Origin of the sequence: Acinetobacter sp. YZS-X1-1 (genome assembly GCF_000804305.1) — a bacterium.
Lineage (GTDB): Bacteria > Pseudomonadota > Gammaproteobacteria > Pseudomonadales > Moraxellaceae > Acinetobacter > Acinetobacter variabilis.
Map to the genome: position 1 here is coordinate 198,475 of NZ_JWHB01000002.1, position 15,012 is coordinate 213,486.

Annotated in this window: 12 protein-coding genes; 7 read left to right on the forward strand and 5 right to left on the reverse strand. The window is 40.3% G+C overall.

Annotation, left to right across the window (positions count from 1 at the left end):
- Positions 1-25: 25 nt before the first annotated feature.
- The 6 genes from glnE to RJ01_RS02255 all read left to right on the forward strand — a co-directional run bounded on the left by glnE (position 26) and on the right by RJ01_RS02255 (position 7,638).
- Positions 26-2,776, forward strand: a complete 2,751-nt coding sequence (gene glnE / locus RJ01_RS02230; RefSeq protein WP_034169917.1) for a bifunctional [glutamate--ammonia ligase]-adenylyl-L-tyrosine phosphorylase/[glutamate--ammonia-ligase] adenylyltransferase — start codon at positions 26-28, stop codon at positions 2,774-2,776.
- A gap of 24 nt (positions 2,777-2,800) precedes the next feature.
- Positions 2,801-3,727, forward strand: coding sequence for a branched-chain amino acid transaminase (locus tag RJ01_RS02235; protein ID WP_005232095.1), 927 nt, complete (start codon positions 2,801-2,803; stop codon positions 3,725-3,727).
- Positions 3,728-4,228: 501 nt separating this feature from the next.
- The gene (locus RJ01_RS02240; RefSeq protein ID WP_005232093.1) at positions 4,229-4,999 is read left to right on the forward strand and encodes a hypothetical protein; all 771 of its coding nucleotides are present in this window, start codon (positions 4,229-4,231) and stop codon (positions 4,997-4,999) included.
- Between the two features lie 21 nt (positions 5,000-5,020).
- On the forward strand, positions 5,021-5,764 hold the full coding sequence (locus tag RJ01_RS02245) for a hypothetical protein (protein WP_034169918.1): 744 nt from the start codon (positions 5,021-5,023) through the stop codon (positions 5,762-5,764).
- 2 nt (positions 5,765-5,766) lie between these two features.
- Positions 5,767-6,579 carry a glycosyltransferase family 25 protein gene (locus tag RJ01_RS02250; RefSeq protein WP_227504396.1) on the forward strand — a complete coding sequence of 271 codons (813 nt, stop codon included), beginning with the start codon at positions 5,767-5,769 and terminating at the stop codon, positions 6,577-6,579.
- A gap of 6 nt (positions 6,580-6,585) precedes the next feature.
- Complete coding sequence (locus RJ01_RS02255; protein WP_034169920.1) at positions 6,586-7,638, forward strand: glycosyltransferase; 1,053 nt, start codon at positions 6,586-6,588, stop codon at positions 7,636-7,638.
- On the opposite strand, the gene RJ01_RS02260 is transcribed toward RJ01_RS02255, so the two are convergent.
- From RJ01_RS02260 to RJ01_RS02280, 5 genes are all read right to left on the reverse strand, one after another.
- On the reverse strand, positions 7,627-8,727 hold the full coding sequence (locus tag RJ01_RS02260; protein WP_034169921.1) for a glycosyltransferase: 1,101 nt from the start codon (positions 8,725-8,727) through the stop codon (positions 7,627-7,629). The two genes, RJ01_RS02255 and RJ01_RS02260, sit on opposite strands and share 12 nt — an antisense overlap.
- Before the next feature lie 44 nt (positions 8,728-8,771).
- Entirely contained in the window at positions 8,772-9,638 is an 867-nt protein-coding gene (locus RJ01_RS02265) for a lysophospholipid acyltransferase family protein (protein WP_005232084.1), read from the reverse strand.
- An 18-nt stretch (positions 9,639-9,656) separates the two neighbouring features.
- Entirely contained in the window at positions 9,657-9,878 is a 222-nt protein-coding gene (locus RJ01_RS02270; RefSeq protein WP_005232078.1) for a hypothetical protein, read from the reverse strand.
- Positions 9,879-9,993: 115 nt separating this feature from the next.
- Positions 9,994-11,778, reverse strand: coding sequence for an aspartate--tRNA ligase (gene aspS / locus RJ01_RS02275; protein WP_005232075.1), 1,785 nt, complete (start codon positions 11,776-11,778; stop codon positions 9,994-9,996).
- A gap of 161 nt (positions 11,779-11,939) precedes the next feature.
- A complete protein-coding gene (locus RJ01_RS02280) occupies positions 11,940-12,704 on the reverse strand; it encodes a DUF4184 family protein (RefSeq protein ID WP_005232074.1) in 765 nt (254 codons plus the stop codon).
- Between the two features lie 140 nt (positions 12,705-12,844).
- Between RJ01_RS02280 and znuD the strand changes: the two genes are divergently transcribed.
- Positions 12,845-14,971 carry a zinc piracy TonB-dependent receptor ZnuD gene (znuD, locus tag RJ01_RS02285; RefSeq protein WP_034169922.1) on the forward strand — a complete coding sequence of 709 codons (2,127 nt, stop codon included), beginning with the start codon at positions 12,845-12,847 and terminating at the stop codon, positions 14,969-14,971.
- Positions 14,972-15,012: the final 41 nt, after the last annotated feature.

Consider the following 15,012-nt stretch of genomic DNA (forward strand, 5'->3'; position numbering starts at 1 on the left):
AAAGTTTTGAGGGAATCACCGAGTGATGGACGCGGTACAATTGCAGAAAACCTTAAGAGCCAGTCAGTATGCAGAACAGGTATTGGCCAATCATCAAGATCTATTGAATCAGGATTATGCAATTGATCAGTTTCAGGGATCACTCGGCACTGAACAGATTCAAAACTTAATTAAGGCCAATTTATTAAATATCAGTGATGAAACCATGTGGATGTGTAGTTTACGTATTCTACGTGCTCGTCTGATGTTTCGCTGGATCTGGCAGGATGCCAATCAACTTACCAATGTCATCACGCTGACTCGCGAGCTGTCTGATTTCGCCGATGCCTGCATTTGTGCTGCCAAAGAGTTTGCCCGTATTCCTCTAGTCGCCAAATATGGTCAGCCAGTTGGTTATAACGGTAAAGTTCAAGATCTTATTATTATTGCGATGGGCAAACTGGGCGCTCAGGAACTCAACCTTTCCAGTGATATCGACCTGATTTTTGCCTTTGATGAACAGGGTGAAACGGATGGGCGTAAATGCATTGACGTTCAGCAGTTCTGTATCCTATGGGGACAAAAGTTAATCTATCTGCTAGACCATATCACCGCTGAAGGTTTTGTATTTCGTGTCGATATGCGCTTGCGCCCTTGGGGTGATGGTTCTGCTTTAGCCATCAGTCATGCCGCACTAGAAAAATATCTCAGTCAGCATGGGCGTGAATGGGAACGCTATGCCTGGATCAAGGCCCGTATTGTCAATCCAAGTCCAGAAGGTGATGAACTGCTGGACATGACCCGCCCTTTCGTCTTCCGTAAATATGTCGATTACAGCGCTTTCGAAGCGATGCGCGAAATGAAGGCAATGATTGAGCGTGAAGTACAGCGCCGCAATATTGAAGACGATATCAAGCTTGGGGCTGGCGGGATCCGTGAGGTTGAATTTATCGTGCAGGTTTTTCAGCTGATTTATGGCGGAGCCAAGTTAGAGCTGCAAGATCGGCAATGTCTGGTCAGCCTGAATCATCTGGATGAGGCTGAACTGCTGGATGAGCAGGCGGTGACTGACCTCGAAGATGCCTATTTATTCCTTCGTCGGGTAGAGCATGCTATTCAGGCGCTGCATGATCAACAAACCCAATGTTTGCCGACTGAGCCAGATTTACGTCAACGTATTGTGGATACTTTGGGCTTTTCAGACTGGTCCGCCTTTATGGAAGTGCTGGATCAAAAACGCGCTAAAGTGATTTACCAGTTTGAGCACTTGATCAAGGAAAATGGACCAGAGCCTCAAGGCAAAAGTTTTTCTCAGTTGGAACAACAGCTGAATGAGGTCTTGGATGATCATGCAAAAAATCTGGTGCATGAATTCTGGCATGGACATGCCTTAAAAAAATTGCCAGCCAAAGCCATTCAACGTTTAAAAACATTTTGGCCTTATCTGATAGAGGCGATTCTAGAATCAGATAAACCACAAGTTGCACTGGTCCGCCTGATGCCATTGGTTGAATCAGTCATGCGTCGTACGGTGTATCTGGTGATGCTGATTGAAAGTAAAGGCGCTTTACAGCGTTTGGTCAAGATGGCGACTGTCAGCCCCTGGATCTGTGAGGAGCTTACTCATTATCCGGTATTGCTGGATGAGTTCCTGTCGATGGATTTTGAATTGCCTAAGCGGCAGGATCTGGAAGATAGCCTGCGTCAGCAATTGCTCAGAATCGAAATTGATCAGGTTGAAGATCAGATGCGGGTGCTGCGCCTGTTTAAAAAATCCAATGTCCTTGCGGTAGCTGCCAGTGATGTGTTGGCAGAAAGTCCTTTAATGAAAGTCTCGGATGCCTTAACGGATATTGCAGAAGTCTCAGTGAATGCTGCGCTGCATCTGGCTTATAAGATTGTGGCTAAACGACATGGTTTTCCGTTGGATGCAGAAGGGCAGCGCTGCTCAATAGAACATACGGCTTTTGCCGTCATTGGCTATGGCAAAGTCGGTGGCATTGAGTTGGGTTATGGTTCGGATCTGGATCTGGTCTTCATTCACTTTATGAATGAGCAGGCAGATACGGACGGTCTCAAGCCGATTAGCGGTTTTGAGTTTGCCATGCGTGTGGCACAGAAGTTTATGTCGCTCATGACCACACAAACACTGGATGGACGTGTCTATGAAGTCGATACTCGTCTACGTCCTTCTGGAGAAGCAGGGCTGCTGGTCACTAGCCTGAAAGCATTTGAGCAATATCAGTTGAAAAATGCATGGCTATGGGAACATCAGGCCTTGGTACGCGCACGTTCCATTGCCGGAGAAGATAGCCTGAGAGAGACATTTGAAGCACTACGCTGTAAAATTCTTACCCAGAAACGCGATATCTGTCATGTACGTAGTGAAGTTCTGAAAATGCGTCAGAAAATGAAAGATCATCTGGGTTCTTCCAAAGAGCAAAAAAAAGATGGGATTTTTCATTTAAAACAAGATGCAGGTGGTATCGTTGATATCGAATTTATGGCACAGTATGCGGTGTTAGCTTGGAGTGGGACGAATAAAGATCTCGCCCATTACTCCGACAATGTAAGAATCCTTGAGGATGCCGCAAAATCAGGTTGCTTATCCAGCGACGATGCGACTGCTCTGATTCAAGCTTATCTCCGTGAACGCGCCGAGAGCCACCGCTTAGCCCTTGCAAATCAATCCATGCAAGTGTCTGCAAGCGACTGGCACGATACCCGAAAGACCGTTTGCAAGTTATGGCAAAGACTGATTGATCCAAGTGCATTATTTGCACTGGATAGTGAATAATTGTGAAAAATTGGAGTTTGTGGCATGAATTTGGCTGATCGTGATGGTTTTATTTGGCAAGATGGACAACTAGTAGACTGGCGTGAGGCGAAAACTCACGTATTAACACATACTTTGCATTACAGCATGGGTGTGTTTGAAGGTGTCCGTGCTTATGAAACCCCGAATGGAACGGCTATTTTCCGTCTGAAAGAACACACCAAACGTTTGCTCAATTCTGCAAAAATTTATCAAATGAAAGTTCCATTTGATCACGCAGCTTTAGAACAAGCGCAAATTGATGTGGTTCGTGAAAATAAATTGGCATCTTGCTATTTACGTCCAATTATTTTTATTGGCTCTGAAAAATTGGGTATTGCCGCAACTGACAATACTATTCATGCTGTAGTTGCAGCATGGAGCTGGGGTGCTTACCTTGGTGATGATGCGATGGCGAAAGGTATTCGCGTAAAAACTTCATCATTCACACACCATCATCCAAACGTGACGATGTGTAAAGCAAAAGCATCTGGTAATTACACATTGTCGATTCTTGCTCACCAAGAAGTGGCACATTCAGGTTATGACGAAGCAATGCTGCTTGATCCGCAAGGCTATGTATGCCAAGGTTCAGGCGAGAACGTATTCCTGGTACGTGATGGCGTAATTCACACTCCAGACATCGCTGGTGGCGCGCTAGACGGTATCACTCGTCAATCGATTATTACCATTGCTAAAGATCTTGGCTATGAAGTGGTAGAACGCCGTATTACCCGTGACGAATTCTATATTGCAGATGAGGCTTTCTTCACTGGTACTGCTGCTGAAGTCACACCAATCCGTGAATATGATGACCGTCAAATTGGTGAAGGCGTACGTGGTCCAATCACAACTCAAATCCAGAAAGCTTATTTTGATGCGGTTCAGGGTAAAGACCCTAAATATGCACACTGGTTAACTTATGTAAAATAAGTGAATTAGTAGACTTCTTGCGTTAGTCAAAATTTAAACAGCCTAAAGCTACATTTTATAAGGTTTTAGCCAATTCAAAAATTAGGTAAAACGATACTTTCGCAAGAGGTTTAGTAAATAAAAAAGGACTCGTTTGAGTCCTTTTTTATTTTTATTGAATCTTAGGAAAAATACTAAAACTATTAAGTTGTTAGGTAGAGAAGTCAATAAATTGCAGAAAAATGACGAGTTTCATATTTTGGAAAGTTATATATTTACTGTAAAAATAAACTAATAAGCGTAATGAACGACTAAAATTAGTGTTGTTCTATATTTATCATTCAAATATGAACTTTATTTCGATCTAAGCTGCTGGAAAAATATTCAATTCTTGTGATGAAAAAATGAAGATTATATTTTTTCATAAGATTTACGGTAAACTGTGCGGAAATGAAAAGCAATAGGTTCAGTCAGTACCAGTAATGGTATGATACTGATATTGCATAGGTGGATGATGGGTGCATGAACGCAAAGCAAAATGACCTTAAGACTCAGGGTAAACAATCACCTGAGCAAAATATTGTGATCTGTATGAAATGGGGCACAAAATATGGGTCTGAATATGTCAATCGCCTTTACAATATGGTGAAGCGACACACTACCGTTGATTTTCAAATGGTGTGTTTAACTGACCGTACTGAAGGGATTGATCCAAATGTGCAATGCTTTCCTATTCCACCTTTGGCATTGCCTGAAGGTGCGCCTGAGCGTGGCTGGAACAAGCTATCTACCTTTGAACCTGATCTCTATGGTTTGAAAGGCAATGCTTTATTTTTAGATCTGGATGTTGTCATTGTCGATAATATTGATGAATTCTTTACGCATCCGGGTGACTTTCTGATTATCCATGACTGGAAACGACCATGGCGTATTACTGGGAATAGTTCAGTTTATCGCTTTAAGCTCGGAGCTTTTCCAGGTCTGTTGGCCTATTTCCGCGAACACTTTGATGAAATCCGTCAAAAATTCCGTAATGAGCAGGCTTATCTGTCTTGGTATGTAGACCAGAAGAGGAAACTTAGCTATTGGCCGGATAGCTGGTGCAAAAGTTATAAATACCATTGCCTACAAAAAATTCCAATGGCTTATTTCAAGCCGCCAGTAAAGCCTGAGGGCGTAAAAATTATTATTTTCCATGGGGAGATTAACCCACCTGATGCCATTAATGGTGGTGGGGGTAAATGGTATCGCTATGTGTTGCCATCCCAGTGGATCAAGGATGCTTGGCAGTAATTCAAATTAAATGGTTTAAACATGCCTGTAAGAAAGAAAAGTAAGTTTGAACAATGGTTTTCATTTAGCCGACATCAGCGTCGCTTTGGTGCTGACAAGGTTTATGCCCAATTCGATGATATTGATATTGAGCAATTAAAAACTGAAATGATCGCGGGCGATACTCCGAATTATACGCATGGTTCAGCCAAAGATCTCAATGAACATATCGAACAGCTGCAATCAGAATTTATTGGGCAGCCTAAATTAAATTATTACCATGCCAGTCTGATTGTCTTGATTCGCCGTGAGGTTGATACTCAAAATAATTATGCGAAATTTAAAGCATTATGGATGACTGAACGGGATTTTCTTATACAGTCGCTAAATATCCGCTGGCTAATTTCAGCATGTGATACTTTTATTGATTTTGATGAAGATATTACTTTAAAAGCGATTCTTATGAATGCTGTGGTTCTTATTAATACTTTAAAACTACAGGAAACTGAGCGTTTTTTATGTGATCAGTCTTTAGTAGTAAATCAGCAACATCAGTATTTATTACAAAACCAGCGTTATGCACTATTTGACGGTACATCTGCATTTTCGGTAGGCACAGATGATACTTTACGGAATATGCGCTGGCGTTTGGAACAGATCTGCGATATTCATCCACTTGGGCAAATTGTACTGGAAATTTTTGATCGACTTCAGCTTGAGCAAAATAATAATGTCTATTCCCGTTTTAAGCAGCGTCATACGCGTGAAAAAACCAGGTGGTGGTAATTGTGAATACTTTAATTATCAATTTAAAAAGTTCACAGGATCGTCGTGATTTTCAAAAAAGACAATTTGGGAAATTAGGACTGGATTTTGAAATATTAGAAGCATTTTCAGTTGCTGATCTGAGTGAAGAACAATACCAAAAATTTGGTTTTGGCTGGCAAAGGCCTTTGCGTAAAGTTGAGGTAGCGTGCTTTCTCAGTCACCAAAAAGCCTGGGAAGAAGTAATAAAAAGGAATCAGCCCTGTTTAATTCTTGAAGATGATGCCGTATTGGCTTCCAATACAAAAGAAATTTTAAACGAAATTGAACAGCATCAATTTTCAGATGTGGACTTAATTAATCTAGAAGTAAGAAGTCGTAAAAAAATTATTGGTCGGACACCCGTGTGTATCTTAGGTTCTACTCAGGCCAAATTATATGAATTATATCAAGATCGTACTGGAGCAGCAGGTTATATCCTCTACCCGAGTGGCGCGCAAAAATTATTAAATCGTTTGGCGCAAACAGCACCAGCAATTGCAGATGGATTTATATTTTCGGCTTATGAGTTACAGTGTTTGCAAGTTGAACCTGCAGTGATTATTCAAGAAGACCAGCTTGGCGCTTATGGTCTCTTACAACAAGAGAGTTTTGATTCGACCATTGGGCGCTCTGAACACTTTAAACCTGAATTCATCTCTATCAAAGAAAAATACAAGTTTAAAAAAAGGCGGTTAGCGGGACAAATAACTATGGCTATACGATATTTGCAGGTCATGGGAAAGGCAGAAAAAAGATTGATCAATCTAGATCAAGAAAAATTTATTCAGGATTAGTGCTTCATGAAAAAAACAATCGTATTAGCCATTTTTACTTTACAGGGAAATGGCGCTGAACGTTTTGCTTTAACCTTGGCAAAGGGCCTAATTGATGCAGGTCATGAAGCACATATTGTTTATTTTAAAAATATTATTGATTTACCGATTCCTGAGGGCGTAAAACTTCACTTTTTTGATTATCAAAAGTATCGTGCAATTCCTAAATTTATGCGTGCCAGTTTTGCAGCAAAAGCATTTGATCGGTTTGTTATTAAAAATATTGGGATCCCTGATCTTGTCCTATCAAACTTATTTCCTGTTGATTTTATATTATCAAAAAGTCAGTTACCGAATGTTCATTTAGTCATTCATAACACGACGAGTTTAGAATATGGTGAAAGATTAGAGGGAATGAAAAAACAGTTGGATAAAGTTTATTTAGCCAAGCCTTGTGTAGCAGTAAGTAAGGGTGTCGAAAAAGACTTTATTAAAGTATTTGGCTCAAAAAGTCGGATTACTACAATTTATAATCCGATTGATGTGGAACAAGTGGTTTCAACAGCAAATGAATATATTCCTGATATTGAAAAACCATATATTGTAAATGTTGGAAAGTTTAAGCAACAGAAACGACATGATATTTTAATTAAAGCTTATGCAAAAGCCAATGTTCAAGAAAAGCTGGTTTTGGTCGGGACTGGTGAACTATTAGAAACTTCTAAAAAATTGGTTAAAGATTTAGGGATAGAAGGCAAGGTTATTTTTACAGGCTTCAAAAAAAATCCCTATCCATATATTAAGCATGCAAAATTTATGGTTTTGTCGTCTGATTTTGAAGGGTTGGGTTTAGTAATTTTAGAAGCTTTAGCTTTGGGTATTCCCGTTATAAGTACTGATTGCCCTTCAGGTCCCAATGAAATTTTACAAGCTAATAATCTCGTTGCTGTAGGCAATATTTTTGAACTTTCGCTTAAAATCAATCAAGCATTAAAAGAGGTAGATAATTATTCAACAAATTTGAATCCATCTTTTACCCAAAATTATGCTGTTGCGGAATATATACGGTTAATCGATTAACTTAATAAATTTATCAGCCATCTCTTTAATATCGTAACGTTTTGATAAGTTTGGGGGAATTTGATATGGATTTTCTAATATATCTTCGATAGAATTTTTTAATTCTGCACGATTATTTGGTTGTACTAGACCGCGTTGCATATCAGGGGTAAAAAATTGATGTGATACTCCTTCGCTGCAATTATATGCAACGACATGAGTGCCATTTAATAGAGCTTCTCCAATAACAAGACCGAAGCCTTCTGTCTGAGAAGGGAGAACTAATATTTTACTCTTTTTAATATACTCGATAGGCTCATCCACCCAGCCAGTAAAATGAACACGATCGCTAATATTTAGTTGATTGACTAATTTTAAAAGTTTGTCTTTTCTTGCTCCATCACCAATAATAATCATATTTTTAATAATATGAGAATTTTTTAGAGCAAATAAAGCATGTTCAATTTGTTTGGAAGGTGATAAACGACCAACATAGCAAATATCCCATACTTTTTCTTTCTTTTCAGATTGTATTGTATCTTTTAAATTTAATCCATTATAAATAACATTTATATTAGAATTCTCTAAAATTTGAGAATATTTCAATTTTAAATCTTTATTAAGTACGATAAAATTTTTGTTTGAAAACACTTCCTTAAATTTATTAATAAATTTTCTCTTCTTATATATATTTCTTAATATTTTAATCGGGTTTAAAGTTTTATTAAATTCAGGAAGAATGTCTGCTTGTGACCATATCCATATATTTGGATGATTAATAAATGATATGCTTAAATATGCATACCAAATAGTTAATATAACAGCTTCAGGTTTTATTTCATCAATAAGAGACTGGAGTTGTTCTTTCTTACTAGATTCTAATTTTTTGTCTATTAATAACTTTCCACTAACAAATTTAATAGGAAAATCAATAGATTGAATATTGAAACTCATAGTCTTTTCTTTATAATTATTTATATTAATTAAGGTTATGATGTTTATTTCATAGCCTCTCTCTTGCAGTTTTTTTGCAAGATTAAGAGTCATAATTTCTGCACCACCACCTTTAAGATGATCAATAATAAAAAGAATTTTTTTCTGATCTTTCATTTTAAACCTAATTTTTAAGTTTTAATTTAAGTAGCTAATTTTTACTATGAGTAATATAAACTTTTGTCATTTTCCAACTTCCTAAACCGTTTATATCCCCACAAATACTGCTCTGGAGCAATGTTAATCATTCGCTCCATTTCCTTGTTTAAGGTATCTACAGAAAGCTGTAAGTCTTTAGAGAGAATATCAATTGATAACTCAGTTACATGAATATCAAAGCCGTTTAGATCATCATGACGTAAACAACTTAGACCAATCACAGAGCATTGGGTTTTTGCAGCCAATTTAGAGAGCAGGGTAGAAGATAGAGCATTCTGTCCATAAAAAGGTGAGTAAATACCACCACTTTCTTTGGGCACATGGTCAGGAAGAATGGCAGCGAATCCACCTTGTTTTAGATGCTTGAATAAAGCCCGTACTCCCGTTTCATCAGTTGGAACAAGGGTAGCATTTAAACGCTGCCGTGCTTCCAGCATAAACCGATCAATATCAGGATTTTTACTTGGCTTATACATGATGAATGGACTAGTGTGTTGATTCACCCAGGCATTAAGCAGCTCCCAAGTGCCAAAATGAGGAACGACTGCCAAAGTTCCATTCGGATTTTTCAGTGCATCAATAAAAATCTCTGGATGATGAATATTCCGGATTTGTTTTAATGCAAACTCAGGTTCAGAACCCCAAATTTTAACTGACTCGGCATAGGTCATGCATTGGCTTTGGACACTTTGTTTTGCCAGTCGTGTGCGTTCCAATGCTGACAGTTCAGGATAGGCAATTCCTAAATTAATTTCTGTAGTACGGCGAATCGATGAATTCGTGATATAGAGAAGTGATCCAACACTTTTCGCCAAATTTTGAATGAATCTTAACGGGAGTTTGGAGAAATTCTTGAGTAATGCGTACATAATATGCAGCTTGCCTGATTAAGATTCTTGATCAGGATTGCCTTTAAGCACCATATAAATCAGGCCTACAAAAATGACAAGTGCACCTAAAATACTGCTCAGACAGAAGTACACAATACGGTCATTGGTGTCCAGGTTAAACAGGTTGTTTGCAAGGATATAGCGCATGAACAGCCATTGTACGACTGAAAACACGATCAGCATGATGCCACGGTTACGAACAGCAGGACGCATCGCCATTGCCAAATTACCTAAAAATAGAAACTGAAGCTATTATGCCACTGTCGTGCAGGCTTCTCAATGCAATAAAAAAGCCCTGTTCTAGCAGGGCTTTTTTATTTAAATCATCAAGAAATTATTCTTGAGATTCAGCTTTTGGTTTTTCACGTAAGCGAATACCCAAATCACGTAGTTGAGTAGGTTCAACTGGTGCAGGTGCTTGAGTCAATGGACATTCAGCAGTTTTGGTTTTCGGGAATGCAATCACGTCACGGATTGAAGATGCCCCAGTCATCAACATCACTAGGCGATCCAGACCGAACGCCAAACCACCGTGAGGAGGCGCACCGAATTTCAATGCATTTAACAAGAAGCTGAATTTTTCTTCTGCTTCTTCTTCAGAAATACCCAGCGCTTCAAAGATCGCTTTTTGCATTTCTAAAGTATAAATACGCAGTGAACCACCACCGATTTCAGTACCATTCAATACCATATCATAAGCAACAGACAATGCTTCGCCTGGATTATTCTTCACATCTTCAACGCTTGATTTAGGAAGCGTGAACGGATGGTGAACAGAAGTCCATTTGCCATCATCAGTTTCTTCGAACATCGGGAAGTCAACCACCCAAAGCGGAGCCCATTCGCAAGTTGCAAGGTTCATGTCATGACCAATTTTCACACGAAGTGCACCCATTGCATCATTCACAACTTTGGCTTTGTCTGCACCGAAGAATACGATGTCGCCATTTTCAGCACCAACACGTTTCAATAGATCCAGCACGATAGGCTCGATGAATTTAACGATTGGAGATTGAAGACCTTCGATGCCTTTTTCAAGTTCATTAACTTTGATGTAAGCCAGACCTTTCGCACCGTAGATACCAACGAATTTAGTATATTCGTCGATTGCACTACGTGGCAGTGAGCCCGCACCTGGTACGCGAAGCGCAACAATACGGCCTTTAGGATCTTTTGCAGGACCTGCGAATACTTTGAACTCGACGTCTTGCATCAAGTCTGCAACGTCAACAAGTTTCAAAGGAATACGTAAGTCTGGTTTGTCAGAAGCGTAGTCACGCATTGCTTCTGAATAAGGCATGCGTTGGAATTTGTCGAATTTGATGCCAAGAAGTTCGTCGAACATCTTAACAGTCATGCCTTCCATCAAATCCATAATATCGTCATCGCTCATGAACGATGTTTCGATGTCGATTTGAGTGAATTCAGGTTGACGATCTGCACGCAAGTCTTCGTCACGGAAACATTTAGCGATCTGGTAGTAACGATCTACACCACCTACCATCAGCAACTGTTTGAACAGCTGTGGTGATTGTGGAAGAGCATAGAAGCTACCATTAGATACACGGCTTGGAACTAAGTAGTCACGCGCACCTTCAGGAGTCGCACGAGTCAAGATCGGAGTTTCAACGTCCAGGAAACCGTGATCGTCTAAATAGTTACGGATCAGGTTGGTCACTTTAGAACGGAAACGTAACCGATCGATCATTTCAGGACGACGGATGTCCAGGAAACGATATTTCAAACGAATTTCTTCAGAAATGCTTGTATTTTCGTCATTTAATGGGAATGGAGGAGTTTCAGACTGAGCAAGAACTTCGATTTCTTTACCCAATACTTCGATTTGACCACTCACCATGTTGGCATTTTCAGTACCCGCATAACGGCGACGTACACGGCCTGTAATTTTTAATACGTATTCAGAACGTGCTTTGTCTGCTGTTGCAAACGCTTCAGGTGTATCTGGGTCGATAACCACTTGAACAAGACCGTCACGGTCACGCATGTCAAGGAAGATGACACCACCGTGGTCACGGCGACGGTGTACCCAACCGCATAATGTTACGGTCTGGTCAATTTGAGCTTCGGTTAAAGAACCGCAGTAATGAGTTCGCATCATAGCGTTAAAAATCCAACTATATGGGTTAAGGAAGCGTATACGTAAACAGCGTACCGCCTTTAGCAAAGGTAGGATTATGCCTCTTTGGGAATGTTGTCACAAGAACTTGAGGCAAAAACAGTATCATTTTAAAGTGAATAAGCAGGAAGTAGGAGGTTTTGCTAGCCCATACGCCGATCACGATCCAGAAATAAAAATAGCAGACAGCCCAGACTAAAGGTGATTAAAAAGCCCTGGCTAAATTCATTGATAGAGCGGCCGGTAAAATAATACAGATCAGACCGCCAGACCTCATCCGGAATGTAGCGCATATAGTCCCATGTCGAAAATAAACCTGTGAGCGTAGAGAGGCCTAATAGACCCCAGCAAAAGATGAGGATCTTGTGACTGACGCTTAGATATTGCCGATGAGTTTTATAGTAATGCAGACTCATCCACAGAATAAAAGGTAGCGCAAGAGCAGAAGTACCAATCTGCAAAATCCGGTGTAGTGGATAAGTTCGTCCTAAAATTTGATACTGCTGGCTGAGAATGTCATAAAAGGCAAAGGTTCGAAAATCTGCATGGGTCAGACCATCCCAAATAATATGAGTGGCTGTCCCAATCACCACTGCAATACACATAGCGCAAATAAATCTGAACGCTGAAAATAAGTTATGAATATTTAAATCATGCTGTATGCCAATGAAACGATAAATCACTGGGCGATAAATCAAATACCAGACCGCACAAAAAATAAGACCAATCCATAAATCAGGGTGAATCAGCGAAGACCATAAATGAGTAATATTAGAATTTTTATGGGTAAAAAGACGGTACAGGTCTGGGACCATACTACCAATCGCCAACGCAGCAACAGGGAGTCGGTTGCCGGTCAAATATGAAATAGGCGGAGCGAGTACAGCATGAGATAAAGTAAAAGGCATAAAAATAAAATTTTACTGCAACAAAAAATATTCAAACGACATTCTAATAAAATATCTCATTGATTACCGTAAAGGATTGCAAAAGCAATGAAATGTTATATTATAACAATATTCGAAATTGCTGAATTTGAGCTTGGGTCATGTCCTTTTCTAAGAATCTAATAACACTCTCAATTTTTGCTGTAGTTGCGCCTACAGTATTTGCTGAACAGCCATCTTCTTCTATTCCTGTACAAACCATGGATACCATTCAGGTACAAGCTCATCCATTGGTACAAACTGCGGCAGATTTTGCAGTTGCTGATCTAATGGTGGATCAGAAAACTTTATCTGAACGTGCGACGACTATTGGTGATGCGCTGGCAGATGAACTTGGGGTGTATTCAAATCAGTATGGAACCGGAGCGAGCCGTCCGGTAATTCGAGGACAAGATGGTCCACGTGTCAAAGTTTTGCAGCATGCTTCAGAAACGGCTGATGTATCGACCTTATCTCCTGACCATGCGGTGACCGTTGATCCGATTCTGGCCAAACAGGTCGAAGTGATTCGTGGCCCATCAACTTTACTCTATAGCGCGGGAACAGTCGGTGGTCTGGTTAATGTCACTGATCAGAAGATTCCAACCCAAATGCCGGAAGATGGTCTGGAAGGGACTGTTGGACTACGTTACAACTCGGGCAGTGATGAAAAACTGGCAAGTGCAGGCGTGACTGCTGCAGTCGGTGAAAATTTTGCCCTGCGTGTCGAAGGTACCAAACATAAGGCCAATGACTATATTGCGCCTGATTATGTAGTAGAAGAACCTCATGGCGATCATTCACATTTTCACAAAGAACGTCGTGTAGGTAATACCTTTGCTGAAGGCCAGACCGTGAATATTGGTGGATCATGGATTCATGATCGTGGTTTCGTTGGCCTGTCTTATAGCAACCGTCAGGATGAATATGGCTTGCCGGGCCATAGTCATGAATATCATGGCTGTGTATTGCATGGTGATCATTTCCATGGCTGTCCAAAGCCGGGTGCTACCGCAGAACATGAAGAAGAGCATGGCGGACCATGGGTAGATCTGAAATCTGAACGTTATGAAGTACGTACTGAGCTGGAACAGCCTTTTGCCGGTTTTGACAAGTTACGTGCCCATGCCAGCTTTACTGATTATGAGCATGATGAGCTGGAAGAAAATGAAGTTATTAGTAATTTCAAAAGCAAAGGCTACGATGGCCGTCTAGAACTAGTCCATGTTCCGGTTGCTGGTTGGGAGGGCGTAATTGGCACCCAATATAGCCAGCAGAAAATCAATCTGGCTGCTACAGAACATGATCATCATGAAGATGGTGACGAGGATGATGAAGAACATCATATTCATGGTTCAAGTGTGGTCATGCCAGATACCAAAACTGAAAAATACAGTCTATTTGCCTTAGAGCATAAACAACTCGGTGATGTGCATGTCGAACTGGGTGCACGTGTCGATCATCAAAAAGTACAAGTTGAATCTGAACAGAAAAATTATTCAGGCACAGGCATCTCTGCTTCAGCAGCGGCGAATTGGGAATTTGCCCCGAACTATAAGTTATCCATTGTAGGTTCACATCAGCAACGTTTACCACTGGCGCAAGAGTTGTATGCCAATGGCCTGCATTTTGCCACCAATACCTATGAAGTTGGTAATCCTGATCTGGATAAAGAAAGCTCGAATAACATAGAGCTGGGTTTTGAATATGAAGGTGACAAGCTGGACTATCATGTGCATATTTACCATAACTGGTTTGATGACTATATCTACGGTGCGACAACCGCCAGAAATGGAAATTTGCGTGGGGTAGAATATACCCAAGATAAGGCCCGTTTCTATGGGGCTGAAGCAGAAGCTACTTATGCATTAAATAATACATTTAAGCTAGGCGTGTTCGGTGATTACGTACGGGGTAAAATTGAGGGTGAAAATGCACCCCGTATTCCAGCAGGACGCTTAGGAACCAAGGTTGAAGCAGACTTTGCCGATGGCTGGTCAGGAATGGCAGAGTATTATCATGTCTTCAATCAGGACAAAACGGCCAGTTATGAAGATGAAACCCAAGGCTATAACATGGTCAATGTCGGCCTAAGCTATGCCAATACTATTGCCGATAAAAATGTCTATCGGGTTTATTTTAAAGCCAATAACCTGCTCGATGATCAGGTCTATTCACATAGCTCATTCCTGTCGAATATTCCGCAAGTCGGACGTAATTTCACAGTCGGCGTACAATATGATTTCTAGGATTCAGTTGAAATAAATGACTGAATCCAAGTCCTGTCACT